The organism is Streptomyces sp. SX-6, assembly GCF_059089585.1.
The window spans coordinates 48450-72439 of sequence record NZ_JBTHHU010000007.1 but is presented as its reverse complement, the minus strand read 5'-3'; the positions used below and the strand labels follow the sequence as shown (position 1 = coordinate 72439).

At 71.6% G+C, this 23990-nt stretch carries 22 protein-coding genes and 1 pseudogene; 11 read left to right on the top strand and 12 right to left on the bottom strand.

Annotated features, from left to right (window positions below; all coding sequences use genetic code 11):
• Nucleotides 1-17 precede the first annotated feature (17 nt).
• Nucleotides 18-632 (top strand): hypothetical protein, encoded by a 615-nt coding sequence (locus ACV530_RS10660; protein WP_494332099.1) that lies wholly within the window; start codon nucleotides 18-20, stop codon nucleotides 630-632.
• 6 nt (nucleotides 633-638) lie between these two features.
• On the opposite strand, the gene ACV530_RS10655 is transcribed toward ACV530_RS10660, so the two are convergent.
• From ACV530_RS10655 to ACV530_RS10645, 3 genes are all read right to left on the bottom strand, one after another.
• On the bottom strand, nucleotides 639-806 hold the full coding sequence (locus tag ACV530_RS10655) for a hypothetical protein (RefSeq protein ID WP_494332098.1): 168 nt from the start codon (nucleotides 804-806) through the stop codon (nucleotides 639-641).
• Nucleotides 807-870: 64 nt separating this feature from the next.
• Entirely contained in the window at nucleotides 871-2109 is a 1239-nt protein-coding gene (locus ACV530_RS10650) for a xylan 1,4-beta-xylosidase (protein ID WP_494332097.1), read from the bottom strand.
• Nucleotides 2110-2140: 31 nt separating this feature from the next.
• A complete protein-coding gene (locus ACV530_RS10645; RefSeq protein ID WP_494332096.1) occupies nucleotides 2141-2923 on the bottom strand; it encodes an SDR family NAD(P)-dependent oxidoreductase in 783 nt (260 codons plus the stop codon).
• An 86-nt stretch (nucleotides 2924-3009) separates the two neighbouring features.
• Here ACV530_RS10645 and ACV530_RS10640 point away from each other — a divergent pair, with 86 nt between their 5' ends.
• The 8 genes from ACV530_RS10640 to ACV530_RS10605 all read left to right on the top strand — a co-directional run bounded on the left by ACV530_RS10640 (nucleotide 3010) and on the right by ACV530_RS10605 (nucleotide 11171).
• Nucleotides 3010-3861 (top strand): helix-turn-helix transcriptional regulator, encoded by an 852-nt coding sequence (locus tag ACV530_RS10640; protein WP_494332095.1) that lies wholly within the window; start codon nucleotides 3010-3012, stop codon nucleotides 3859-3861.
• 361 nt (nucleotides 3862-4222) lie between these two features.
• Nucleotides 4223-4381, top strand: coding sequence for a hypothetical protein (locus tag ACV530_RS10635; protein WP_494332094.1), 159 nt, complete (start codon nucleotides 4223-4225; stop codon nucleotides 4379-4381).
• Nucleotides 4382-4419: 38 nt separating this feature from the next.
• On the top strand, nucleotides 4420-5130 hold the full coding sequence (gene pqqC / locus ACV530_RS10630; RefSeq protein WP_494332093.1) for a pyrroloquinoline-quinone synthase PqqC: 711 nt from the start codon (nucleotides 4420-4422) through the stop codon (nucleotides 5128-5130).
• A gap of 6 nt (nucleotides 5131-5136) precedes the next feature.
• Complete coding sequence (pqqD, locus tag ACV530_RS10625) at nucleotides 5137-5445, top strand: pyrroloquinoline quinone biosynthesis peptide chaperone PqqD (protein WP_494332092.1); 309 nt, start codon at nucleotides 5137-5139, stop codon at nucleotides 5443-5445.
• Nucleotides 5438-6556 (top strand): pyrroloquinoline quinone biosynthesis protein PqqE, encoded by a 1119-nt coding sequence (pqqE, locus tag ACV530_RS10620; protein WP_494332091.1) that lies wholly within the window; start codon nucleotides 5438-5440, stop codon nucleotides 6554-6556. The genes pqqD and pqqE overlap by 8 nt, the downstream gene beginning before the upstream one ends.
• Nucleotides 6557-6560: 4 nt before the next feature.
• Nucleotides 6561-7487 (top strand): pyrroloquinoline quinone biosynthesis protein PqqB, encoded by a 927-nt coding sequence (gene pqqB, locus ACV530_RS10615; protein ID WP_494332090.1) that lies wholly within the window; start codon nucleotides 6561-6563, stop codon nucleotides 7485-7487.
• Nucleotides 7488-7524: 37 nt separating this feature from the next.
• The gene (locus ACV530_RS10610) at nucleotides 7525-10593 is read left to right on the top strand and encodes a choice-of-anchor D domain-containing protein (protein WP_494332089.1); all 3069 of its coding nucleotides are present in this window, start codon (nucleotides 7525-7527) and stop codon (nucleotides 10591-10593) included.
• A gap of 32 nt (nucleotides 10594-10625) precedes the next feature.
• Complete coding sequence (locus ACV530_RS10605; protein ID WP_494332088.1) at nucleotides 10626-11171, top strand: DUF4257 domain-containing protein; 546 nt, start codon at nucleotides 10626-10628, stop codon at nucleotides 11169-11171.
• Between the two features lie 480 nt (nucleotides 11172-11651).
• Here the strand turns inward: ACV530_RS10605 and ACV530_RS10600 are convergent, their stop codons facing one another.
• Nucleotides 11652-11996, bottom strand: a complete 345-nt coding sequence (locus ACV530_RS10600; RefSeq protein WP_494332087.1) for a MazG-like family protein — start codon at nucleotides 11994-11996, stop codon at nucleotides 11652-11654.
• 27 nt (nucleotides 11997-12023) lie between these two features.
• Nucleotides 12024-12227: pseudogene (locus tag ACV530_RS10595) on the bottom strand (MmyB family transcriptional regulator); the annotation flags it as partial.
• Nucleotides 12228-12375: 148 nt separating this feature from the next.
• On the opposite strand from ACV530_RS10595, the gene ACV530_RS10590 reads away from it, so the two are divergent.
• On the top strand, nucleotides 12376-13341 hold the full coding sequence (locus ACV530_RS10590; RefSeq protein WP_494332086.1) for a pirin family protein: 966 nt from the start codon (nucleotides 12376-12378) through the stop codon (nucleotides 13339-13341).
• A gap of 67 nt (nucleotides 13342-13408) precedes the next feature.
• On the opposite strand, the gene ACV530_RS10585 is transcribed toward ACV530_RS10590, so the two are convergent.
• The 7 genes from ACV530_RS10585 to ACV530_RS10555 all read right to left on the bottom strand — a co-directional run bounded on the left by ACV530_RS10585 (nucleotide 13409) and on the right by ACV530_RS10555 (nucleotide 22463).
• Nucleotides 13409-13825 (bottom strand): hypothetical protein, encoded by a 417-nt coding sequence (locus ACV530_RS10585; protein ID WP_494332085.1) that lies wholly within the window; start codon nucleotides 13823-13825, stop codon nucleotides 13409-13411.
• Nucleotides 13826-14143: 318 nt separating this feature from the next.
• Complete coding sequence (locus ACV530_RS10580) at nucleotides 14144-14404, bottom strand: metallothionein (protein WP_494332084.1); 261 nt, start codon at nucleotides 14402-14404, stop codon at nucleotides 14144-14146.
• Nucleotides 14405-14532: 128 nt separating this feature from the next.
• Nucleotides 14533-15162: a glycoside hydrolase family 25 protein gene (locus ACV530_RS10575; RefSeq protein ID WP_494332083.1), complete on the bottom strand. Its 630-nt coding sequence runs from the start codon at nucleotides 15160-15162 to the stop codon at nucleotides 14533-14535.
• 48 nt (nucleotides 15163-15210) lie between these two features.
• On the bottom strand, nucleotides 15211-16203 hold the full coding sequence (gene meaB / locus ACV530_RS10570; RefSeq protein ID WP_494332082.1) for a methylmalonyl Co-A mutase-associated GTPase MeaB: 993 nt from the start codon (nucleotides 16201-16203) through the stop codon (nucleotides 15211-15213).
• A 7-nt stretch (nucleotides 16204-16210) separates the two neighbouring features.
• The gene (scpA, locus tag ACV530_RS10565; protein ID WP_494332081.1) at nucleotides 16211-18442 is read right to left on the bottom strand and encodes a methylmalonyl-CoA mutase; all 2232 of its coding nucleotides are present in this window, start codon (nucleotides 18440-18442) and stop codon (nucleotides 16211-16213) included.
• The gene (mutA, locus tag ACV530_RS10560) at nucleotides 18442-20310 is read right to left on the bottom strand and encodes a methylmalonyl-CoA mutase small subunit (RefSeq protein ID WP_494332080.1); all 1869 of its coding nucleotides are present in this window, start codon (nucleotides 20308-20310) and stop codon (nucleotides 18442-18444) included. The genes scpA and mutA overlap by 1 nt, the downstream gene beginning before the upstream one ends.
• Nucleotides 20307-22463 (bottom strand): SpoIIE family protein phosphatase, encoded by a 2157-nt coding sequence (locus ACV530_RS10555; RefSeq protein ID WP_494332079.1) that lies wholly within the window; start codon nucleotides 22461-22463, stop codon nucleotides 20307-20309. The genes mutA and ACV530_RS10555 overlap by 4 nt, the downstream gene beginning before the upstream one ends.
• A gap of 86 nt (nucleotides 22464-22549) precedes the next feature.
• Here ACV530_RS10555 and ACV530_RS10550 point away from each other — a divergent pair, with 86 nt between their 5' ends.
• Nucleotides 22550-23977, top strand: coding sequence for a lipase maturation factor family protein (locus ACV530_RS10550; protein ID WP_494332078.1), 1428 nt, complete (start codon nucleotides 22550-22552; stop codon nucleotides 23975-23977).
• Nucleotides 23978-23990 lie beyond the last annotated feature (13 nt).

Here is a 23990-nt window from a genome sequence, read left to right as displayed (position 1 = left end):
TCCGAAAGGAGCCACAGATGAAGCTCACGACTCGGTACATACCTGTTGTCGCAGCACTCGTCTTCTGCTGCTTGCCGCTGACCGCCTGCGGTACGGAACACGCAGGGGCGCAAGGGGTCGCCGCCACGCCCGGACCGGGATCGTCCGCGACGGACGAGACGACAGACGAGACCACGGACGAGACGACCGACGACACCACGGACGAGACAGCCGACGAGACGACGGACGAGACGAGCGACGACACCCAGGAAGACGTCCCGGACACCACCGACGAGCACCCTGACCCGGACGGTCCTCCCCCGGGCAACACCGAGGACGTCGACGGGGAGATACCGACGGCCGGTCCGCACCGCTGGTTCCCGATGCTCCGCGAGTTCCGCGCGTACCTCAAGACGAAGGCCCCGAAAGCGGACGCCGCCCTCGCCACCCATGTGAAGCGCGTCTACATCCGCACACCTGCGGGCGGCTCCCGCATCGATGCCGTGGTCCGGTCCGACTTCGACGTGTGGGAAGACAGCAGCGTGGAGCGCACCGCCAAGCTGTTCGCCGACTGGCGGCGTTCCGAGTACGGCGATCACGGCCACGTGGAGGTCCTGGCCCCGGCGAAGCTCTTCGCCGTACGGAACTGGTAGCCGACTTCACCAGCCGCGGCGCCGCTGCCGTGCGGCCAGCCACTGCTTGCGCAGCCCTTCGTACTCGCGCCGCTCCGCCATCGTGAGGGCCCGCCCGCGCCGTGCCATGAGGAACGCCCTGATGCGACGGTTGATCTGGTCAGGGCAGGGCTGGGTCGTGTGGGCGGTGGGCATGCGGTCAAGGCTATGAACCACGGTGCCGGGAAGCCAGCAGATTAAGGATGTTGTCATCCAACGATCATGTTGACAGCCAGCGCACCTCGTAGGGGGCGAGTGCCAGGTCCCGCCCGTCCGCCCGGGCGGCGACCGGCCGGGGCTCGGTGTTGACGACGAGCACGGCCGCGCCGTCGGCGAGGACCTGGATCCTGGCGCCGCCCCGGGCGGTGGCGACGACCGGCCGGAAGGCGGTGCCCGGAGGGAACTCCCGGGCGAACCGGCCCAGCAGCCGCGCCATGGGCAACTCCTCGCCTCCACCCCGCAGATGCGTGCTGCTCCACAGGCAGCCTGGGCAGTCGTCCCCGGTCTGCTGCGGGTTCCAGTAGAAGGCGGCCGAGGCGCCGCTCGCCGCCAGCCGCATCAGCGCGGTGGCGTGCACGGCGGTGCGGTGGTCCTCGCTCCAGCCGTCCCGGCCGCCCGGCCGGTAGTCCTCCGCGGGCGGTTCGACGTACCACTCGGCCCACCACACCGGAAGCCCGGTGAGACGCCGCAGCCAGCGGGTGACGTCGGCGAACTTCTCCGTGGCGGCGAACTCGTCGGGGATCGTCCGGTGCCCCTCACGGGTGTAGCTGGCTCCGTCCACGACGACGAAGTCCGCGCCCGCCTTGTGCGCGTTCCAGTAACGGATGACGTCGACGGAGCGCCGGTCGAGCCCGCCCCACACACCTCGCACCTCGGGCGAGCCGTCCTCGTCGCCGGGCGGCTCGTGGTCGGCGACTACGTAGGGGCCGCCGACCAGGCTCCCCGGGCTCTGCCGCTTCAGCTCCTCGTACACGAGGTTGTAGAGGTCGGTGTAACCCTCGTAATCCCAGCGGCACTTGTCCTCGTCGTAGAAGCCCTTCAGCTCGTTCCACACGAGGAAGTGCCGGATGTCCGGATAGCGGCGGGCGACCACCCCGGCCAGCCGCGCGAAGTCCGCGTAGTGCCGCGGATCGGGCGCGTCCTCCAGCCGTGACCAGTCGGTACGTCCCTTCCGCCCGCCCTTCATCCAGTCCGGGGCCCCGCACAGGGTGAGGACAGGGGTGGCCCCCGTGGCCCGCATCAGGGCGACGCGGTCGTCGAGGGACTCGAAGTCGTAACGTCCGGGCGCCGGTTCGGGGTTCTCCGCGCCCCAGCCCATGATGTGCTGGTTCTGCGGCAGAGCATGCGCGGACAGCAGGGCACCGGCCCTGCGGACGGCGTCCGATGCGCCGTGGTCCGCGCTGTACTGGGTGTGAGTGAAGCCCCACCCCAACTGCCGTATCCCGTCGTGTCGTTCCACGGCATCCAAGGCTATCCGCAGAGGGTCGTCCTTACACCCATATGCCGCCGTCCACCCTCAGCACCGTCCCGGTCACATACGAGGCGCGGTCGCTGAGGAGCCAGGCGGCGGCCTGGGCGATCTCGTCGGGATCTGCCGGGCGCCTCAGCGCTGTCTGTGAGTTGAGGCGCTCGAGGATCTCGGGAGAACGGTCGCTCCACGTCCGGAACATCTCGGTCAGCGTGGTGCCGGGGGCGATGGCGTTGACGCGGATGCCCTCCGGTCCGTAGGTGACGGCCGCGGACTCGGTCAGGCTGTTGACCGCCCGCTTCGTCGCCCCGTAGGCGGGCAGCTCGGGGTTGCCCACCAGGCTGCCGACACTGGAGGTGTTGACGATGGCCCCTGTTCCGGAGGTGGCCCGGATGGCGGCCACCTCGGCGGTCATGGCCAGCCAGGTGCCCTTGAGGTTCACGGCGTAGACGTGGTCGAAGTCGGCTTCCGCGGTCTGGTCCATCGGGCCGGGCGGTACGGCCGTACCGGCGTTGTTGAAGGCGCCGTCGAGCCGGCCGTACAACTCCACGGCGCGGTCGACGGCAGCGCGCACGCCGTCCGCGTCGGCCAGGTCGCACACCGCGTAGTCCGCGGTGCCGCCCGCCGCACGGATCTCGTCGGTGACCGTTTTGAGCTGTTCCTCCGTCCTGGAGGAGAGCAGTACGCGGGCGCCTTCGCGGGCGAACAGGCGCGCCGCCGCGGCTCCGATGCCGCGCCCCGCGCCGGTGACGAAGACGGCCTTGCCGGTCAGCAGGCCCTGGGTGGTGGTCGGTGTGTTGTCCATGGCAGCCAGCCTGTGCCGGACCGCGGAGCCCATCCAGGCACCGGCAGTACCTGGATGAACTTCGCGCACCCACGGACACTGGAGACGTGGACAGACGAGAACTGGCGGCATTCCTGCGCAGCAGGCGTGAGCGGATCACCCCCGGCGAAGTGGGGCTTCCGGTCGGGCCGCGGCGCCGTACCCCGGGGCTGCGGCGTGAGGAGGTGGCGCAACTGGCGTTCATCTCAAGCGAGTACTACACGCGGCTCGAGCAGGCCCGCGCACCGCGCCCGTCGCGCGAGGTGCTGGCCGGTCTCGCCCGGGCCCTGCGGCTGCCGGACGCGGAGCGCGATCACCTCCACCACCTCGCCGGTGCGCCTCCCGTGCCGTCGGCCGGGCCTTCGCGCGAGGTGCGGCAGAGCATCCTCGACCTGCTGAACCGCTTGCCGATGGCCGGTGCGGTCGTGCTGTCCGCGACGTACGAGGTGCTCGCCTGGAACGATCTGGCGGCCGCCCTCATGGAGGACTTCTCCGCCCTGCCGCGGCGCGACCGCAACCTCCTGCGCCGCGCCTTCCTCGGCCCGCGCCCGCAGGGCCGGCGGCTGTACGGCCTGCCGGACGCGGACGCGTTCGCCCGCACCGCGGCCCGGAACCTGCGCGCCACCGCCGCCCGCTACCCCGACGACCCCGAGGTGACGGCGCTGGTACGCGAACTCGTCTCCGGCAGCGAAGAGTTCGCCCGGCTGTGGGAATCCCACGACGTGTGCGCCGCTCCCACCCTCTGCAAGGTCCTTCACCACCCGATGGTCGGCCCGGTCACCGTCAACTGCGACGTCCTCGACATCACCGACCGCGACCAGCGGGTCGTGATCTACACCGCCGACCCCGGCTCGCCGTCCGAGGAGGCATTGCGGCTGCTGTCGGTCGTCGGCACGCAGCGCATGGACGTACCCGGCTGAGCGCCGCGCTCGACGCACACGCCTGGCGAGTCGCCCGGCGCATCGACGGAACCTATGCCTCCCGCGGTGCGGAGGTGAGGGACATGTCCGGGTAGCGGTCGCCTGCCACCTGGCCGGCGACCGGCTCCAGAGGTGCCGGCTCCGGCCGCCCACGACGGTCCGCCGGGTGTGCCCGGCGGACCGTTCGGGCGTGTGACCTCGCAGGCGGCGAACTCAGGGACGTGATCCGGCAGTTCTATGAAGACTGGGCCGCGAAAATGCGCGCCGGTCCTGACCGGGTTAGCCTGAGCGTGGGGGTGTCCGTGCCCAACTGAGCGGCCCGCGGCTTCCCAGGTCACCGCTTTCCCGAAGAGGTGGACTCATGGCGGACGAGATCGACCGCACCGAACCCCTTGCCGGACCGCCCATCGTCGGCGAGCCGGATCCTGTAGGTGAAGGCCTGCGGAGGGACTGGGTGCCTCCGCTGTTCGAGGACATCGAAACGCCGCATGAAGTCACCGCGTACGCGGGCCGCCGATAGCGGTCGCGTCGGTGCGGCGGCTGTCCGAAGGAGGCCCCGTGGAAGGAAAGCCCCGGCTGCTCGGCCAGGAGGAGTTCGGGACAGCGCTAGAGGCGTTGTCCGCCCGGTACTGGGACAAGCACCCGTTTCATGAGCGGCTGCATGCGGGCGACCTTGCACCGGGCGAGGTGAAGCGCTGGATCGCCAACCGCTGGTACTACCAGAAGTGTCTGCCGCAGAAGGACGCCGCCATCGTCGCCAACTGCCCCGAGGTACGGGTGCGGCGCCGCTGGGTGCGGCGGATCGTCTACCAGGACGGCACCGACGGCACACCCCGTGCCGAGGGTGGGCTGGAAGGGTGGCTGGCGCTCGCCACGGCGTCCGGGCTGAGCCGGTCGGATGTGCTGGAGGAACGGCATGTGGTGCCCGGTGTCCGGTTCGCCACCGACGCCTATGTGAACCTGGCACGCAACCGCCCATGGGTCGAGGCGGTGGCCGCCTCCCTGACCGAACTGTTCTCTCCCGCCCTGATGGACACCCGCCTCGAGGCGCTGCGCACTCACTACCCGTGGATCGCCCCCACGGGCCACCGGTACTTCACGGACCGGATCGAAGCCGCCGCCGCGGACGCGGCACACGCCCGGGCAGTGGTGCTGGAACACTGCACCACGCGGGAGTCGCAGGACGCGGCGCTCGGCGCGTTGGGAGTCAAGTGCGATCTGCTGTGGAGCATGCTCGACGCGATCGGGCACGCCGGACCGGTGAGGTGAGCTGCGGTGCACGGCGGACCGTCCACATGCTGGCGGCTCGGGCCCGGTGTGCGACTCGGCCACGACCCGGTGCGGCGCCGGGATGTGCTCCTGCACCCGGAGGGTGTCCTGCTGCTCAACGAGACCGGCGTGGCGATCCTGCGGATGTGCGACGGCGCCACCCGGACCGCAGAGATCACCACCGTTCTGGAGCGACGCTATGACGCAGTGGTGCCGCAGGAGGTCGAGGCGTTCCTGACCACTGTCGCCGAGCGGCACCTGCTGGTCCCGGCCGCGAAGACGGCCTCCGGGCACGGGGAGTCCGACGGTGGCTGAGTTCGCGGACCGGCCGCTGGGCCTGCTGGCCGAGCTCACCTACCGCTGCCCCCTGCGCTGCCCGTACTGCTCGAATCCGGTGGCCCTCGGCTCCTACGCCGATGAGCTCACCTGCGAGCAGTGGTGCGCCGTCCTCACCGAGGCCCGGGAACTCGGTGTGCTGCAGACCCACCTGTCGGGTGGCGAACCGTTGGTGCGCCGCGATCTTCCCCGCATCGCCGGCCACGCCCGCCGACTGGGCCTGTACACCAGCCTGATCACCGGCGGCCAGGCGCTGTCGCCGTCCCGGGTGGCCGAGTTGGCCGCGGCCGGTCTCGACCATGTGCAGATCAGCTTCCAGGACGCCCGGCCCACCGGCGCGGACGCGATCGCGGGGCAGCCCGTTCACCGGCGCAAGCTGGCCGCAGCGGCGGAGGTCAAGGCGGCGGGGCTGGCGCTCACCGTCAATGTCGTCCTGCACCGTGCCAACATCACACACCTCACCGAACTCATCGGCCTCGCCGAGCGGATCGGCGCCGACAGGCTGGAGCTGGCCAACACCCAGTACTACGGGTGGGCACTGCTGAACCGGGCCGCCCTGCTGCCCACCCGCGCCCAGCTCGCCGCCGCCGAGCGCGAGGTGCGCGCGGCCCGCCGCCGTCCGGGCCGGCGCATGGAGATCGTCTATGTGGTCGCCGACTACCACGACGACCTGCCCAAGCCCTGTATGCACGGCTGGGGCAGCCGCCAGATGACCGTCGCCCCCAATGGTGATGCGCTGCCCTGCCCGGCCGCTGGCCGCATCCCCGGACTAGGTGTGGTCAACGTCCGCGATGCCGGGCTGGCGGACATCTGGTACCGCTCACCGGCGTTCAACCGCTTTCGTGGCACGGACTGGATGCCCGAGCCGTGCCGCAGCTGCCCGCGCAAGGAAACCGACTTCGGTGGCTGCCGCTGCCAGGCGTTCGAGCTGACCGGGGACGCGGCGGCGACGGACCCGGTCTGCCGGCTGTCGCCGCACCGTCCGCTGGTCGACCGGATCGTCGCCGAGGCGGAGGCCGAAGCCGCGGCCGGGCGGCCGCTGCCCGTGGTGCCGCGAACGCCCCGGGGACCGGCCCCGCACAGGAGGTAGGCAGATGCGTGTCCGTGTGCTCGGCACCGCCGCCGGGGGTGGCGTTCCCCAGTGGAACTGCGGCTGCCCCCACTGCGAACGCGCCCGGGCCAGCGGCCCGGCGAGCTGGCGCAGCCAGGAGTCCCTGGCGATCAGCGTCACCGACGGGGCGTGGTACATGGTCAATGCCTCCGCCGAGCTGCGCGCCCAGCTCCTGGCCACGCCCGGGCTGGCTCCCTCGCCCGGAACCCGCGACACACCGCTGCGCGGGGTGCTGCTGACAGACGGCGAACTCGACCATGTGGCCGGCCTGTTCGCCCTGCGCGAGGGCGCCGCGCTCGACCTGTACGCGCCGGGTCCGGTGCTCCGCGGGCTGACCGAGGACTTCCCGCTGCGTGATCTGCTCGCGCCGTACACTCGTCACCGCTGGCACCCGATCGACCTGCCGACCAGCTCCGAGGTCCGACTGCCTCTGGCGGACGGGCAGTTGCAGGTCACCGTACTGCCCATCGGGGAGAAGCGGCCCCGCTACCGGAGCGCACACCCGGACTCGGGCCCGACCGTGGTCGCCTACCGTTTCGAGGACACCCGGTCCGGCGCGGCGCTGGTCTATGCTCCCTCGCTCGCCCGCTGGCCGGCAGGCCTGGACGACCTGCTCCACGGGGCCGATGCCGCCCTGGTGGACGGCACGTTCTGGAGCGAGGACGAACCGGCGCACCTGGCCCACCGGGGCGGCACGGGCCCGGGACCGACCGCCCGCCGAATGGGGCACCTGCCCGTGAGCGGCCCCGACGGGACGCTCGAGCACCTGCGCCGGCACCCGGGCGTCCGCCGGCTCTACACCCATCTGAACAACACCAACCCGCTGACCGACCCGGCATCGGCGGCCACCGTGACCCTGACCCGCGCGGGCGTCGAAGTCGCCGCGGACGGCCAGGACATCACATGGTGAAGGGCACCGGCTCACCGGCCAGGAAGGAGCGACGGTCATGAACGCACCGCAGCCCGTCGCCGGCACCGCCGACGACACGACCGTCTCGATGAACGCCCTGCGCACCGGCTGGGATGCCGGCCAGCCCGACCTGGCACCCGCCCAGGTGGGCGCCGCGGACTTCGGCCCGCTCTTCGCCACCGTCGTGGACGGCCAGGTCTTCGCCCAGCCCCTGGTCATCGGCAGCACCGTCGTGGCCGCCACCGAGAACAACATGGTCTACGGCATCCACGCCGTGACCGGCGCCGTCCAGTGGTCCCGCTCGCTGGGCCCGCCCTTTCCCTACGACGCGATTCCCGGCTGCAGCGACATCCAACCCCACATCGGTATCACCGCCACCCCGGTCTTCGACCCCTCCTCGGGACTCGTCCATGTCACCGCCAAGGTCAATGACGGGCCCGATGTCACCCACCCGCACTGGTATCTCCACGCCCTCGACCTCGCCACGGGCACAGAGCAGCCCGGCTGGCCCGTGACCATCCAGGGCAGCCCGGTCAACAACCCGGGCAACACCTTCAACCCGTACACCGCCCACCAGCGTCCGGGGCTACTCCTGCTGGACGGCGAGGTGTTCGTCGGCTTCGGCTCGCACTGCGACCACGGCCCGTACGTCGGCTATGTGGTGGGCGTGAACACCACCACCCGCGCCGTCCGGTTGTGGGCGACCCAGAACGCCACCACCGACGGCGAAGCCGGGGTATGGATGAGCGGCGGCGGCCTGCTCTCCGACAGGCCTGGCAGGATCTTCTTCTCCACCGGCAACGGCACCTCCCCGGCGCCCGGCCCGGGCAGCAGGCCCCCGGGCCAGCTGGCCGAGTCGGTGGTCCGGCTCGCGGCCGGCAGCGGCAGTCCCCTGGCCGCCCAGGACTTCTTCAGTCCCAGCGATGCGGCCGCCCTGGACGGCCGGGACGAGGACCTGGGATCCGGCGGCCCGGTCGCGCTGCCCTCGCCGCCGTTCGGCACACCGGCCCATCCCCGCCTGATGGTGCACATCGGCAAGGATGGCCGGGTCTTCCTCCTCGACCGCGACAACCTCGGGGGACACGCCAAACCCGGCGACCCCGACCAAGTGCTGGGCGTCACCGGCCCGTTCATGGGGGTCTGGGGCCATCCGGCGGTCTGGGGCGGCGACGGCGGCTATGTCTACATCCCCGAGAACAACGGGTTTCTGCGCGCCCTCGCCTACCGCCTCTCGGTCGACGGGACGCCCGAACTGACCTATGTGGGCGCCAGCGCCGACGGCATCGGCTACTACCCCGGCTCGCCCGTGGTGACCTCGACCGGTACCACCTCCGGCTCCGCACTGGTCTGGCTGATCTGCCCCGGCGGCCCGGGCGGAAGCAATGCGCACCTGCGGGCCTATGACACCGTCCCGGTCGACGGAGTACTGCCGCTGCGCTGGTCCGCGCCGATCGGCACGGCCACCAAGTTCTCGGTGCCCGCGGTCGGCAGCGGCCGGGTCTACGTCGGCACTCACGACGGCAAGGTGATCGCTTTCGGCCGGCCCACCCGGTCGCCGCTCACCGGGGGTCCGGTCGACCTGGGCTCCACCGCCGTCGGCAGCACCGGCCAGGCGACCGCGACTGTGACGGCCACCCGCGCCGTGACCGTCACTGCCGTCACCACCGATCCTCCGTTCGCCGTGACCGCTCCGTCCCCGCTGCCCGTGACCCTTCGGCCCGCCGACCGGCTCGCTGTCCCCGTCACCTTCACCCCCGCCGGCCCCGGCGGAGCCATCGGTGCCCTGACCTTCTCGGTGACCACCGACGCCACACCCGAGACCATGGCCCTGGGCCTGCACGGCATCGGCACCCGACCCGGCTTCAGCGCCACCCCGCCCCGCGTGGACTTCGGGCGGGTCACCGTCGGAGAGCAGATGACACTTGGCGTGATCATCACCAATACCGGTACCGTCCCGGAGACCATCGCCGGCCTCACCGCGCCCACCGCTCCCTTCACCGCCCGCAACCTGCCGCCCGTGGGCACCCCGCTCCCTCCCGGCGCCTCGCTCGCCATCGCGGTCGACTACCGGCCCACCGCCCCCAGCCCGGCCGGGGACTACCAGGACAAGCTCACGGTCACCGGCGGCAACCAGCTCTCGGTCACCGCCTCACTCACGGGCAGCGCCACCACGGGCGCACCACGGATGCACATCATCCCGCCGGGCCTCGACTTCGGGCCGGTCTCCATCGGTGCCTCGGCCACCCTCACCTTCGACGTCGGGAACACCGGAACGGACACCCTCACCATCACCAAGGCCAAAGCACCCACCCCGCCCTTCAATGCCCCCTCGCCGATCGCCGAGCAGCAGACGCTCCAGCCCGGTGCCGTCCTTCACGAGCCGATCACCCTGAGCCCCACGGCCGCAGGCCCGGTCCACGGCGCCTACACCCTCAACAGTGACGACAACCAGGGCCTGAAAACGGTCACTTTCACCGGAACCGGCATCCAGGGCAACCCCGTTCCCGAGCCCGGCACCACCTCGTGGACCCTCAACGGCAGTGCCGTCCTCAACGGCACCGACCTGGTCCTCACTCCGGCCGCCAACAACCAGGCGGGCTCCGCGTTCTACTCGGTTGCCGTACCGACGGCCAGCCTGATCGCCGAATTCACCGCCGAGCTCACCGGAGGCACCGGAGCCGACGGGCTGGCCTTCGTTCTCCTGGCCCCCTCGGCAACGCCGCAGGCCCTGGGCACCGGCGGAGGCGGCCTCGGCTACTCCGGTCTGCCCGGCGTCGCCGTCGCGCTCGACACCTTCAAGAACGGCAATGATCCCTCGGGCAACTTCATCGGAGTCGCCACCAGCGGCAGCGGCGAAACCCTCACCTACGCCGCGGCCGCCACCCATGTCCCCGATCTGCGCACGGGCACGCACGAGGTACGGATCGGGCTCAACGGAGGCCGCCTGTACGTCAGTATCGACCGGCAGCCGGTGATGTTCGGCCCCAACAGCGCACTCGCATCCGTACCCGTAGCCGTGCCCACCCCGGCACTGATCGGCTTCACGGCCGCCACCGGCGGGCTCAACGATATCCACACGGCACGCAAGGTGGTCATCACCTACTGATCCCTGCTGTCCGCCCATGGGAAGGAACGCCAATGCCTCCGAATCCCAACTCGCTTGCGGCAGCGGCATCGTCAGCCTCGGTGTGGGCCGTCCTGGGCTTCATAGCGGCGGCCGGTGCGGTCGGCGGCATCGTCAACGCACTGCTCAGCGCCAGCGAGCTGGTGCTGCCGAAACGGACCGCCGGAATACTGCAGCTCGGTTTTGTGGGGAACAGCCTGGTGGGCGCCTTCGGGGCAGTCGTCACCTGGGGCCTTTACGGCCCGCTCAAGGACGCCGTCCTGCTGGGACCGCAACCACCCGGCACCCATCCGGTAAATCTGAGCGTCACCGCCCTGGTGGGCGCAGCGCTGGCGGGTGCCGGCGGTGCACGAGTCATCACTGCCGAAATCGACAAGCGGTACCTCAGAAGCGCGGCGGCAAACGCGGCCACCGTCGAACCCGATCCGGCACTGGCGACGACGCTGCGCACCGCTTCGCCCGCGGTGGCAGCCGCGGCGAGCGAGGAGGCTGTGGACGAGTCACCGCCGCCCCCGGCCGTGCCCGGTCCTCACCTCGGCCCGGCCTCTCCACGGCCCTGACCGGGTTCGTACGGCGTCCGGGTGCGCGCTCCCACCTCGTCGGTGAGCTTGTGCCGGCTCTCCGGCGCGCGGAGGCTCGCGTATGCGCCCTCGGCATTGACCATGACCAGCCCGTTCCTTCAGCCGCATGACCCGGTCCTCCAAGTACCCTCATTCGGTGCTCGAGTGACCCAACGGCATGGCCTCCATCAGACGCGCCTTCGCGACAGCCGTCGCGCCGGCCGCGACCGTCACCCTCCTCGGCGCTGCGCCACCGTCCGTCGCACGCCCGCATCCGCACCTGCCGCGCACGGAGATCGCCGGTACTCCGGCTTCACGTCCGGCGACTCTGCCCTCGCGCCCGGCGATCCGAGCAGTCGTACCAGCTTGCCCATCGTTCGCATGGCTTCCTCCTCGGGGACTGCCTGGGGGCATGTCGCATGCCTGAGGGTGCCGTGGGTGCGAATGGGGCGCCAGCATTGCGGATTGCGAACTTCCTCATTACGCCCCTGGATTCGGGTACAGCCCGTCGATGCGCCGGGCAACTCGCCGGGCGTGTGTGTCGAGTGCAACGGCCGGGTCGTCGGTGAAGCGGTGGAGTGCGGTGGCGGCTGTGATGATGACGTCGCAGAGTTCGGCAGCCACATCCGTGCGCTCGTGGGTGATACCCTTGCGCGGGTTCTGGCCGGTCATGCCGATGTAGGCCTGCATGACCTCACCGGCCTCCTCGGCGAGCTTCATCAGCCGCAGCGCGGTCTCATGGTCGCCCGTGCCGTTGGCGGCGTCGAGCCAGGTGGCGGACTTACGGGCAACGGCCCACAGCGGGGCCTCGGTCGGATCGGTCATGACGGACAGACTGCCAGGCCGGGGCGCTCAGCCGGGTACGTCCATGCGCTGCGTGCCGACGACGGACAGCAGCCGCGCACCTCCTCGGACGGCGAGCCGGGGTCGGCGGTGTAGATCACGACCCGCTGGTCCCGGTCGGCGATGTTGAAGAACGTCGCAGTTGACGGCGACCGGGCTGACCAGCGGGTGGTGAAGAACCTTGCAGAGGGTGGGAGCGGCGCACCGGCGATGTGGTGGAGGTGGTCGCACTCCGCGTCCGGCAGACGCAGGGCCCGGGCCGGACCGGCCGGCACCCCGCGCGACGGGCGCGGTGCGCGGGCCGGCTCGAGCCGCCGTAAGCCGTCCTGCGCCTGGGACCCCCGCCTGGCACAGTGTCCCCATGAGCAATCTCGACCTCCACCCCGCCCCCACCCTCTGCGGGGGCCGCAACGGCGTCACCGCTCGTCCCGTGCACGACCTGCTGCCCGCGAAGGACGTCCCGCTCGGCGAAAGCACCGTCGTGCGACGCCTGTTGCCGAGCATCGGGCGGCGGATGGTGGGTGCGTGGTGTTTCGTCGACCATTACGGGCCGGACGACATCGCCGACGATCCCGGTATGCAGGTGCCGCCGCATCCGCACATGGGCCTGCAGACCGTCAGCTGGCTGCACGACGGGGAGGTGCTGCACCGGGACAGCCTCGGCAGCCTCCAGGTGCTGCGGCCCGGCGAGTTGGGGGTGATGACCTCCGGGCGGGCCATCGCGCACTCCGAGGAATCACCGCGTGACCATGCCCGCCTGCTGCACGGGGCCCAGCTGTGGGTGGCCCTCCCCGACGCGCACCGGCACATCGCGCCGATGTGGGAACACCACGGCGAACTGCCGCGCGTGAGCGGCGGCGGGATCGACGCGACCGTCATCCTGGGCGAACTGGACGGCACCGCCTCCCCCGCCACCACGTTCACCCCGATCGTCGGCGCGGACGTCACCCTGCCCGCGGGAGCGTCCGCCCGGCTCCCCCTCGAGCCGGACTTCGAGTACGCGGCGCTGACCATGTCCGGCGAGGCCGAGGTGGACGGCGTGCGGCTCGCGCCGGGCTCGATGCTCTACCTCGGATGCGGGCGCCGCGAACTGCCGTTGCGGGCGGACGTGGACAGCGCGTTCATGCTGCTCGGCGGCGAGCCGTTCGAGGAGCGGATCGTGATGTGGTGGAACTTCGTGGGCCGCAGCCACGACGACATCGTCCGGGCCCGCGAGGAGTGGATGTCGGGGTCCCGGTTCGGAGAGGTACGGGGCTACGACGGTTCCCCGCTGCCCGCGCCCGAGTTGCCGCCCGTGCCCCTCAAGCCTCGGGGGCGGGCGCGCTGACATCGGACAGGACGGCTGCCACCCCCCGAACGCGAGGCGGCAGCCGTTGAGTTGAGCACCGGAAGGGTCAGAGGGCGACGATGAACTTGCCCCTCGCCTTCGCCGGGTTGTACTGCGCGTTGCCGTGGTAGACGGCCGTGTAGCCGGAGAGAGCCGCCGTGGCCATCAGCTGCGGGTCGGAGATGTTCGCGCCGGAGTCGAGGGTCGCGTCACCGTTGGAGTCGGTGACCGCACTGCCGAACTCCTGGTTCGTGCTGGTGACGACGAAGCTGACCCGCTGGCCCTTGACGCCCACCCCGTCGGGGTCGGACAGCCGTGCCCCCAGTTCGCCCTGCGCCATGCCGATGATGTTGCCGCGCACGGTCTTGGCCTCGAGGTTCACATTCTGCTTCTCGGCCTGGCCGTTGGTCGTACCCTGCTGATGCTGCTGCATCTGCTGCCACATCTGCATGATCTGGAACATCTCTTCTTGCGTGAGCGCCATCGGAACACCCTTTCCGGTCACGTGCAGTGGTCACCGGTTCTCGCATTCCACAAGGTAGGCGCTCCAAGGGAGTTCACACATCGGACTCATCACGCCATGGTCCGACAAAGAACGGGAACGAGACAGCAGACCTGTCTCCGGGCGAAATGCATGGTGTTCGCCATCCGGACATATGTCTGCTCCACCACCCCGAACTCCGCTCCCCCTGCCCACGGCCGGATTCGGTGCCGTAACCGTTTCTTCCGCCGGGAAGCCGCGCGGACACGACGGGCATCACGTCGCTCGTGTGGGTGCACGAGCGACGTGGGCGGCAGCAGATCAGCCCGGGTGGGCACCCACCGTGTCGCGGATCTGCTGCCCGAGCTGCCCGTCCTCCTGCCGGGCGCAGTGCGCGCAGCAGAAGAAGCGTCCCGCGACTTCGACGCCGTGGCCGATAATGCGGCCGCTGCAGTGTTCGCAGGTGGGCGCGAGCTTGGTGATCGCGCATTCGAAACTGTCGAAGGTGTATTTCTCGCCGGTGATGGTCGTGATGTCGAAGGACAGCCAGTAGTCGTTGCCGCAGCTGCTGCAGGTTGCCATGAGGGGACTCCGGGGGATCGTCGGGCTCTTGCCTCGCATGATCCGTTCGAGACCGGCCGCCCCGGCAGTGCGCGGGGCGACCGTCACCCGAAAGTGGACAATCGCACGGCTGTATGCCAGTCCCGGGCCTATTCCGTTTCTGCTTCCGTTTCCACTTCCGCCTCCGCCTCCGTGCGCTCCCGGCGCGCCCACGCCCGCAGCGCGGCCCGGTCGGAGAAGTGCGCGACGTTGCGGTCCAGCCCTCCGGTCTCGCCGTACTGGTGGAACGCCCAGGCGTGCCGGACCCCCGGGTGGCCGGCGGCGTGGTCGGGGTCCGCGATCCACAGGCCGTCGGCGGCGCGGTTGGTGGTGTCGCGGTGGAACCAGAAGTCGCGGTTGCAGTAGAGGACCACGCGGTGGGCGGGGGCCTTGGCCTGGACGTGGGCCAGCCAGCGGTCCTTGTCGTGGCCCGGGACGTCCGGGTGCTCCCAGTCGAGGGCGAGGATGTCGCCGGCCCGTAACGCCATCATGGCGAGGAAACGGTTCGCTTGGGCGCTCATCGAACCGGGCGTGACGTAGTGGTAGTAGCCGAGGACGAGCCCGGCCTCGCGGGCGTGGTTGCGCTGGGCGACCCATTTGGGGTTGGTGTAGGTCATGCCCTCGGTGACCTTGACGAAGACGAAGTCGATGCCGTGGGTGGGGTAGTTCTCGCTCTGGTAACTGCTGACGTCGATGCCGTGGAGCATGACGGCGACCCCCTCGTGCCGTGACGTGTACACGTCCGAGTATCGGCCCGAGGGGGGCGCATCCGCGAGAGCTGCGGCGCGCTATGAACCGGAGGCGCGGAACACCTCGAGCACGCGCTCCGCCGCCAGGGTGGCCGTCAACGTGCCCTCGCGCAGCTGCCGTTCGAGCTCCGGGGCCACGCCGCGCACCCCCGGGTGGCCGTACAGGTCCGCCAGGAGCCGGTCGCGGACCATGGACCACGCCCACTCGACCTGCTGCTCACTGCGGCGGCTCTCGAGCCGGCCGGTGGCCTCCAGAACCCGGCGGTGCTGTTCCAGCCGCTCCCACAGGGTGTCGAGCCCCGCGCCCTCGCGGGCGCTGCAGGTGAGCACGGGCGGATTCCAGGCGGCGTCCGGCGAGTGCAACAGGCGCAGCGCGCCGGCCAGTTCGCGGGCGGCGGACTTCGCGTCGCGTTCGTGCGGGCCGTCCGCCTTGTTGACGGCGATGACGTCGGCGAGTTCGAGCACGCCCTTCTTGATGCCCTGGAGCTGGTCGCCGGTGCGGGCGAGGGTGAGCATCAGGAAGGTGTCGACCATGTCGGCGACCGCCGTCTCGGACTGGCCGACGCCGACCGTCTCGACCAGCACCACGTCGTAACCGGCCGCCTCCATCACCACGATGGTCTCGCGGGTGGCCTTGGCGACGCCGCCGAGCGTGCCGGCGGTCGGCGAGGGGCGGACGAAGGCGGCGGGGTCGGTCGCGAGGCGCTCCATGCGGGTCTTGTCGCCCAGGATGGAGCCGCCCGTACGGCTGGAGGAGGGGTCGACGGCGAGCACGGCGACCCGGTGACCGCGCCCGGTCAGCAGAGTGCCGAGCGCGTCGATGAACGTGGACTTGCCCACGCCGGGCACCCCGGTGATACCGATCCGCCGCGCCGCGCCGGCGTGCGGCAGCAGCTCGACCAGCATGCGCTGGGCGAGTTCGCGGTGGTCGGCGCGGGTGGATTCCACGAGGGTGATGGCGCGCGCGACGGCTCCTCGTTTGCCGTCGAGCACGCCCTTCACATACGCGTCGAGATCGATGGTCCGTGCCATGGCGGGGTCACAGCTCGTGGCCGAGGGCCCCCGCGAGGGTCTTCAGCAGGTCGTGGGCGGCGTCGGGGATGACCGTGCCGGGCGGGAAGACCGCGGCGGCTCCGGCGTCGAGCAGCGCCGGGACGTCCTGCGGGGGGATGACCCCGCCGACGACGATCATGATGTCCTCCCGTCCCTCCTCGGCCAGTTGCTCGCGCAGCGCCGGGACGAGCGTGAGGTGGCCGGCCGCCAGCGAGGAGACGCCGACGATGTGCACGTCGGCCTCCACCGCCTGCCGGGCGACCTCTGCCGGGGTCTGGAACAGCGGGCCGACGTCGACGTCGAAGCCGAGGTCGGCGAAGGCCGTGGCGATCACCTTCTGGCCGCGGTCGTGGCCGTCCTGGCCCATCTTGGCGACCAGGATGCGCGGACGGCGGCCGTCCTCCCGCTCGAACGCCTCCACCAGTGCGCGCGTGCGCTCGACTCCGGACGACTGCCCGGCCTCTTCCCTGTACACACCGGAAATCGTACGGATCTGGCCCGAGTGCCGTCCGTACACCTTCTCCAGGGCGTCCGAGATCTCGCCCACGGTCGCCTTAGCGCGTGCCGCGTTCACGGCGAGTGCCAGCAGGTTGCCCTCCAGGCCGCTGCCCGGGCCCGAACCGGCGGCGCGGGTGAGCGCGTTCAGGGCGTCCTGGCAGGCCGCCTCGTCGCGCTCGGCGCGCAGCCGCCGCAGCTTGTCGATCTGCTGGGCGCGCACGGAGGAGTTGTCGACCTTGAGGACCTCGATCTGCTCGTCGCTGTCGACGCGGTACTTGTTGACGCCGATCACCGGCTGACGGCCGGAGTCGATACGGGCCTGGGTGCGGGCCGCGGCCTCCTCGACGCGCAGTTTGGGGATGCCCGCGTCGATGGCCTTGGCCATGCCGCCCGCCGCCTCGACCTCCTCGATGTGCCGCCAGGCGCGGCGCGCGAGGTCGTGCGTGAGCTTCTCGACGTAGGCGCTGCCGCCCCACGGGTCGATCACCCGGCAGGTCCCGGACTCCTGCTGGAGCAGCAGCTGGGTGTTGCGGGCGATGCGGGCGGAGAAGTCGGTCGGCAGGGCGAGGGCCTCGTCGAGGGCGTTGGTGTGCAGCGACTGGGTGTGGCCCTGGGTCGCGGCCATGGCCTCGACGCAGGTGCGCGTCACGTTGTTGAAGACGTCCTGGGCCGTCAGCGACCAGCCGGAGGTCTGTGAATGGGTGCGCAGGGACAGCGACTTGGTGTTCTTCGGGTCGAACTGCTTGACCAGGCGTGCCCACAGCAGCCGGGCCGCCCTGAGCTTGGCGATCTCCATGAAGAAGTTCATGCCGATGGCCCAGAAGAACGACAGCCGGGGCGCGAAGGCGTCCACGTCCAGCCCCGCGCCGAGACCGGCCCGCAGGTACTCGACGCCGTCGGCGAGCGTGTAGGCGAGCTCCAGGTCGGCGGTGGCCCCGGCCTCCTGGATGTGGTAGCCGGAGATGGAGATGGAGTTGTAGCGCGGCATCTTCTGCGAGGTGTACGCGAAGATGTCGGAGATGATCCGCATCGAGGGCTGGGGCGGATAGATGTAGGTGTTGCGGACCATGAACTCCTTGAGGATGTCGTTCTGGATGGTCCCGGCCAGCTTCTCGGGCGGTACGCCCTGTTCCTCGGCGGCGACGATGTAGAGCGCGAGGACGGGCAGCACTGCGCCGTTCATCGTCATCGACACGCTCATACGGTCGAGCGGGATGCCGTCGAAGAGCTGCCGCATGTCGTAGATCGAGTCGATGGCGACGCCCGCCATGCCGACGTCGCCGGTGACGCGCGGGTGGTCGCTGTCGTAGCCGCGGTGGGTCGGCAGGTCGAAGGCGACGGACAAGCCCTTCTGACCGGCCGCCAGATTGCGGCGGTAGAAGGCGTTGGACTCCTCGGCCGTGGAGAATCCGGCGTACTGACGGATCGTCCAGGGCTGGTTGACGTACATCGTCGGGTAAGGGCCGCGCAGATAGGGCGCGATGCCCGGGTAGGTGGCGAGGAAGTCCAGGCCCTGGAGGTCCTCGGCGGTGTAGAGCGGCTTGACGCCGATGCCTTCCGGGGTCTCCCAGAGCAGGTCCTCGGCGCCCTTGCCGGTGCTCTCCTCGAGGGCGGCGCGCCACGCTCCCGTGTCGGCCGCGGCGGGCACCGGGCCGAGCTCGATCTCGGAGAAGTCGGCCGGGATACCTGAGACCGGGCTACCTGAGAAAACTGGCCGCATCACGCCACTCCCATGCGGTCGAGGACGGAGGAGAGGACGGCGACCGCGTCGCCGCCCGCGAAGACGAACTCGTCGATCCCGGCCCGCAGATACGCCTCGCGCCGGTCTCCCGGCCGGCCCGCGAGGAACACCGACCGCGCGCCCGCCGACGTGAGTCCGGCGGCGACGGCCTCGGCCTGCTCCGCGTACAGCGCGTCGCTCGAGCACAGGCACGCGACCGTCGCGCCGCTGCGGGCGAAGGCCTCGGCCGCCGACGCGGCGTCGACCGTCGCGGGGTCGTGGACGGGCTCGATGCCGCCCGCCTGGAACAGGTTGGCGGCGAAGGTCGCGCGGGCGGTGTGCGCGGCGGCGGGGCCGAGCGCGGCGAGGAAGACGCGCGGCCGGGTGCCGGTGGCGGCCAGGTGGGCGTCGGACCGGGCGCGCAGCGCCTCGTACGCCTCGTCGCGGCGGACCCGGGGCAGGCCGCCCGTGACGGACCGCGGCGCGGGTTCGCGGGTGACGGGCTGCTCGCCGAGGTGCGGGAACTCGCTGACGCCGGTGATCGGTTCACGGCGGGTGGCGAGGGCGGCGGAGCGGCGCTCCCAGGTGTCCGCGAGCCGCTCGGCGATCAGGCCGGAGCGCAGGGCGGCCTCCTGTCCCCCGGCGCGCTCGATCTCCTGGAACCAGGTCCAGGCGGCGTGCGCGAGTTCGTCGGTGAGCCGCTCGACGTGCCAGGAGCCGCCGGCCGGGTCGATGACGCGGGCGAGGTGGGACTCCTCGAGCAGGATGGAGGAGGTGTTGCGCGCGATGCGGCGGGCGAAGGCGTCCGGCAGTCCGAGGGCCGCGTCGAAGGGCAGGACGGTGACGGCGTCCGCGCCGCCGACCCCCGCGCCGAGGCAGGCGAGCGTGGTGCGCAGCATGTTCACCCACGGGTCGCGACGGGTCATCATCACCGTTGAGGTGACGGCGTGTTGGCGCTGGGCGCGCCGCTCGGGTGCCGCGCCGCCGACCTCGGCGACGCGGGCCCACAGGCGTCGCGCGGCACGCAGGGTGGCGATGGTCAGGAACTGGTCGGCGGTGGCCGCGTAGCGGAACTCGAGCTGGGCGCAGGCCTCGTCGACCCTCATCCCGGCCGCGGTGAGGGTACGCAGGTAGGCGACACCGGTGGCGAGGGAGCAGCCGAGCTCCTGGGCGGCGGATCCACCGGCCTCATGGTAGGGCAGCGCGTCCACCACGAGGGCCCGCAGGCCGGGGTGGTCCCTGCCGCACCGGAGGGCGAGTTCGGCGGCGGACGCCGAGGGGGCCGCGCCGGTACGGGCGAGGGTGCCCAGCGGGTCGGCGCCGAGGTTGCCGGCGGCGGTGCCGCGGGGCGTGCCGCGCCGCTCGTGGAGGTCCAGGAGGGCGTGGGCGGCGGGCTCGAAGGCGGCGCCGGCGTCGAGGACGACGGGGGCGAGGTCGAGGTAGACGCCTTCGAGGGCAACCGGCAGGGCGTCGGCGGGGAGTCCGCCCGCTCCGACGGTCAGCCAGAGGGAGGTGGTGCCGTTCTCGAGGTCCGCGAGCACGGCCTCGTTGGTCCGGCGCGGGTCGGGGTGGGCGTGGTGCTGGCGGACGTCCCAGCCCGAGACCGCGGTGCCCTCGGCCCGTCCGCCGCGGACGAACGGGGGCAGCCCGGGGAGCCCGGGGAGGGGGGCGGCGTCATCGGCCGTGTAGAGCGGGCGCGTTGCGAGCCCGTCCTGGAGGGCGGTGGCCAGCGCGTCCTCGGCCGCCGCTCCCTCGGCCTCCGTGCCCGTCTTGCGCAGCACGCCTTCGACAAGGCGCTGCCACTGCTCGCGGGTCGCGTCAGGGAACTCGGCGGCCAGGGAGAAGCCTTCATCGGGCAGGACCGTCATGGGGGAAGGCTAGGCGAGCGGACGCCCGTGGCAGCAGGGGCATCCGCTGTGACCTTGGCCTCTTCCGGATGGCGCTGCCCAAAGCCGTCCGGAAGGAGGAACTCGCACCACACCGACTTGCCGCAGCCGCGCGGTTCGACGCCCCAGACGTCGGCCAGCCGGTCCACGAGCAGCAGGCCCCGGCCGGACACGCCGGACTCGCCGGGGTCGCGGCGGCGGGGCTGCACGCTGGAGGTGTCCTCGACCTCGACCCGGACCCGGCGCTCGGGGGCCGTGATCATACGGACGGTCACCACCGCGCCGCCGTCGGTGTGGAGGAGGACGTTGGCGGTCAACTCGTCGGCGACCAGCTCGATTTCGTCCATCCGTGCCCGTCCGCCCCAGGCCTCGACCGCGGCGCGCACCATGTGCCGGGCGGCGTGCAGGGCCTCGGGGTCGGCGGGGGCGACGTGCTGCTGGAGCCGGCTGCCGGGACGGGTGGCGGCGCCGTGCCGGCGCAGCAGGAGCAGGGCCATGTCGTCCTCGCCGACGCGTTCGTCGACCACGCCGCACAACTGGTCGGCGATGTCGTCGACTTCGTCCCGGCCCGCGCCGACGAGCGTGGCGATGAGCTGCATGCCCTCGTCGAGGTCGGCACCGGGCTGTTCGACCAGGCCGTCGGTGAACAGCATCAAGGTCTCCCCCGCGTCGAGTTCCACAGTGGTCACCGGGTAGTCGAGCCGCCCGAACTCGGCCGAGAGGCCGAGCGGGAGCCCGCCCGCGACGAGGAGGCGGCGGCAGGTGGCGTCGTTGTGGCGCACCAGGGGGTCGATGTGGCCGGCGCGGACGAGCTGCACGACGCCGGTGGTGAGGTCGGCCTCGGCGTAGGTGCAGGTCGCGAAGCGGTCGGTGTCGAGTTCGTGGAGGAAGGAGGAGGCCCGTGCCATGACCGTGGCCGGGGAGTGGCCCTCGGCGGCGTACGCCCGCAGGACGATCCGCAGCTGTCCCATGACGGCGGCGGCGTGGGTGTCGTGGCCCTGGACGTCGCCGATGACCGCCCCGACCCGGCCGCCGGGCAGCGGGATCACGTCGTACCAGTCGCCGCCGATGTCCTGGCCCATGCGGGCGGCCCGGTAGCGGACGGCGATCTGGGCCCCGGGGATGTCGGGGATGCGGCGCGGCAGCATGGCCTGCTGGAGCCCCTCGGCGAGGTCGTGCTCCTGGTCGAAGAGCATGGCGCGGGCGATGCTCTGGGCGAGGCCGCTGCCGAGGGCGATGAAGAGGTTGCGTTCCTGCCGGGTGAAGCCGCGGGCCTCGGTGTAGAGCAGGCCGAGGGCGCCGATGGGGCGGCCCTGGGCGATCAGCGGGAGGTAGGCGGCGGAGCAGATGCCGATGTCCTTGATGCGTTCCCACAGCCAGGGGTAGCAGCCGGCGAACTCCTCGGGGGATTCGATGAAGCGCGGGGCGAGGGTGCGGATGACCTCGCTCATGGGGAAGTCGTCGTCGACCCGCGTGTAGCGCGTGCCCGGGATGAAGTGCTCCGAGGGCCCCTCGGCGACGAGGTGGATGCGGCCCGCGTCGACGAGGCCGAGGACGAGCAGGTCGGAACCGAGGTGTTCGACGGACCGGGAGTCCTTGAAGAAGTCGATGACGTCCTGGACGGTACGGGCGTGGGCGAGGGCCGCGGTCGTGGTCTCCACCACGGTGGTCTGGTGGCGGCGCTCACCGTCGTCGGCGGCCTGCTCGCGCGGGACGGCGTGGCCGAGCTCCTCGGTGGCGTCGCGGACGATGCCGATGATGCGGACGGGGCGGCCTCCGTCGTCGCGCCGGATCCGGCCCCGGAGGTACGTCCAGCGCAGGGTGCCGTCGGCGGCGCGGATGCGGTAGTAGCCGCCGCAGCTCTCGCTGCCGTCCTTCAGCGCCCGTGACACCAGCGCGTCGAGCCGGGCGGCCTCGGCCCTGGGCGACCGGCCCCGGAGGTCGGTGAGACGGCCGGCGAACGTCCCCGGGGGCACCTGGAGGACCTCCAGGGCCGGCTCGTCCAGGTGCAGGCGTCCGCTGGCGAGGTCCCAGTCGAAACTCCCCATGCGGTTGAGGGCGAGACTCAGCTCCGGGCGAGCGGGCCAGTCGTCCGGTGGCGCTACGGCGGCAGGCTTCGCTCCCCGATCGACCATGGGTTTACTCTGTCATCTTTTGCCCCATTCTTCGATTTCTTCGGCAGGGCCGGGGCCATGGGCGGCCCGGGTGGTACGGATACCCCATGGAGTGGTTCACGGGACCGGGGTACTGGCTGAGCAGACTGGTCCTCCAGCGGGCGCTCGCCCTCGTCTACGTGGTCGCCTTCCTCTCGGCGGCCCTGCAGTTCCGCGCGCTCATCGGGGAGCGCGGCATGCTGCCGGTCCCCCGGTTCGTGGCGTACGTCCCGGCGCGCAGGGCGCCCAGCGTCTTCCAGCTCCACTACTCGGACCGCTTCTTCGCCGCCTGCGCCTGGGGCGGTGCGCTGCTGTCCGCCGCGGTCGCGGCGGGCGCCGCCGACGCGGTGCCGCTGTGGACCGCGATGGCGATGTGGGCGGTGCTGTGGGTGCTGTACCTGTCGATCGTCAACGTGGGCCAGACCTGGTACGCCTTCGGGTGGGAGTCGCTGCTGCTGGAGGCGGGCTTCCTCGCCGTCTTCCTCGGCAACGCCCGCACCGGCCCGCCCGTGCTGGTGCTGTGGCTGATGCGCTGGCTGGTGTTCCGCGTCGAGTTCGGCGCGGGGCTGATCAAGCTGCGCGGGGACCCCTGCTGGCGCGATCTGACCTGTCTGTACTACCACCACGAGACCCAGCCCATGCCGGGCCCGCTGAGCTGGTTCTTCCACCACCTGCCCAAGCCCCTGCACCGCGTCGAGGTCGCGGCCAACCACACCGCTCAACTGGTCGTCCCCCTCGGCCTGTTCACGCCGCAGCCCGTCGCGAGCATCGCCGCGGGACTGATCATCGTCACCCAACTCTGGCTCGTCGCCTCCGGCAACTTCTCCTGGCTGAACTGGGTGACGATCGTCCTCGCCCTCTCCGCCGTGGACGGCAACGCCGCCGCGGAGCTGTTCTCCCTGCCCCACGCCCCGCAGGCCGCCGCGCCGCCGGGCTGGTTCGAGGTCCTGGTCCTCGCCGTCACCGCCCTCGTGGCCGTGCTGAGCTGGTGGCCGGTGCGCAATCTGATCTCCTCGGGCCAGCGGATGAACATGTCCTTCAACGCGTTCCACCTGGTCAACACGTACGGCGCCTTCGGCAGCATCAACCGCAGCCGCTTCGAGGTCGTGATCGAGGGCACCGACGAACCGGTGATCACCCAGGAGACGGCCTGGCGGGAGTACGGCTTCAAGGGCAAACCCGGCGACCCGCGCCGGATGCCGCGCCAGTTCGCCCCGTACCACCTGCGGCTCGACTGGCTGATGTGGTTCGCCGGGATCTCGCCCGGCTACGCCCGCGACTGGTTCGGGCCCTTCGTCGAGCGCCTGCTCACGGGCGACCCGGCGACCCTGCGGCTGCTGCACCACAACCCGTTCCCCCACGCCCCGCCCACGCACGTACGGGCCCGGCTCTACCTCTACCGCTTCACCAGCCGGCAGGAACTGCGGACCACCGGGGCATGGTGGCACCGCACCCTGGCCCGCGAGTTCATGCCCCCGACGACCCTGCGGCGGTGAGCACCGTGGACCC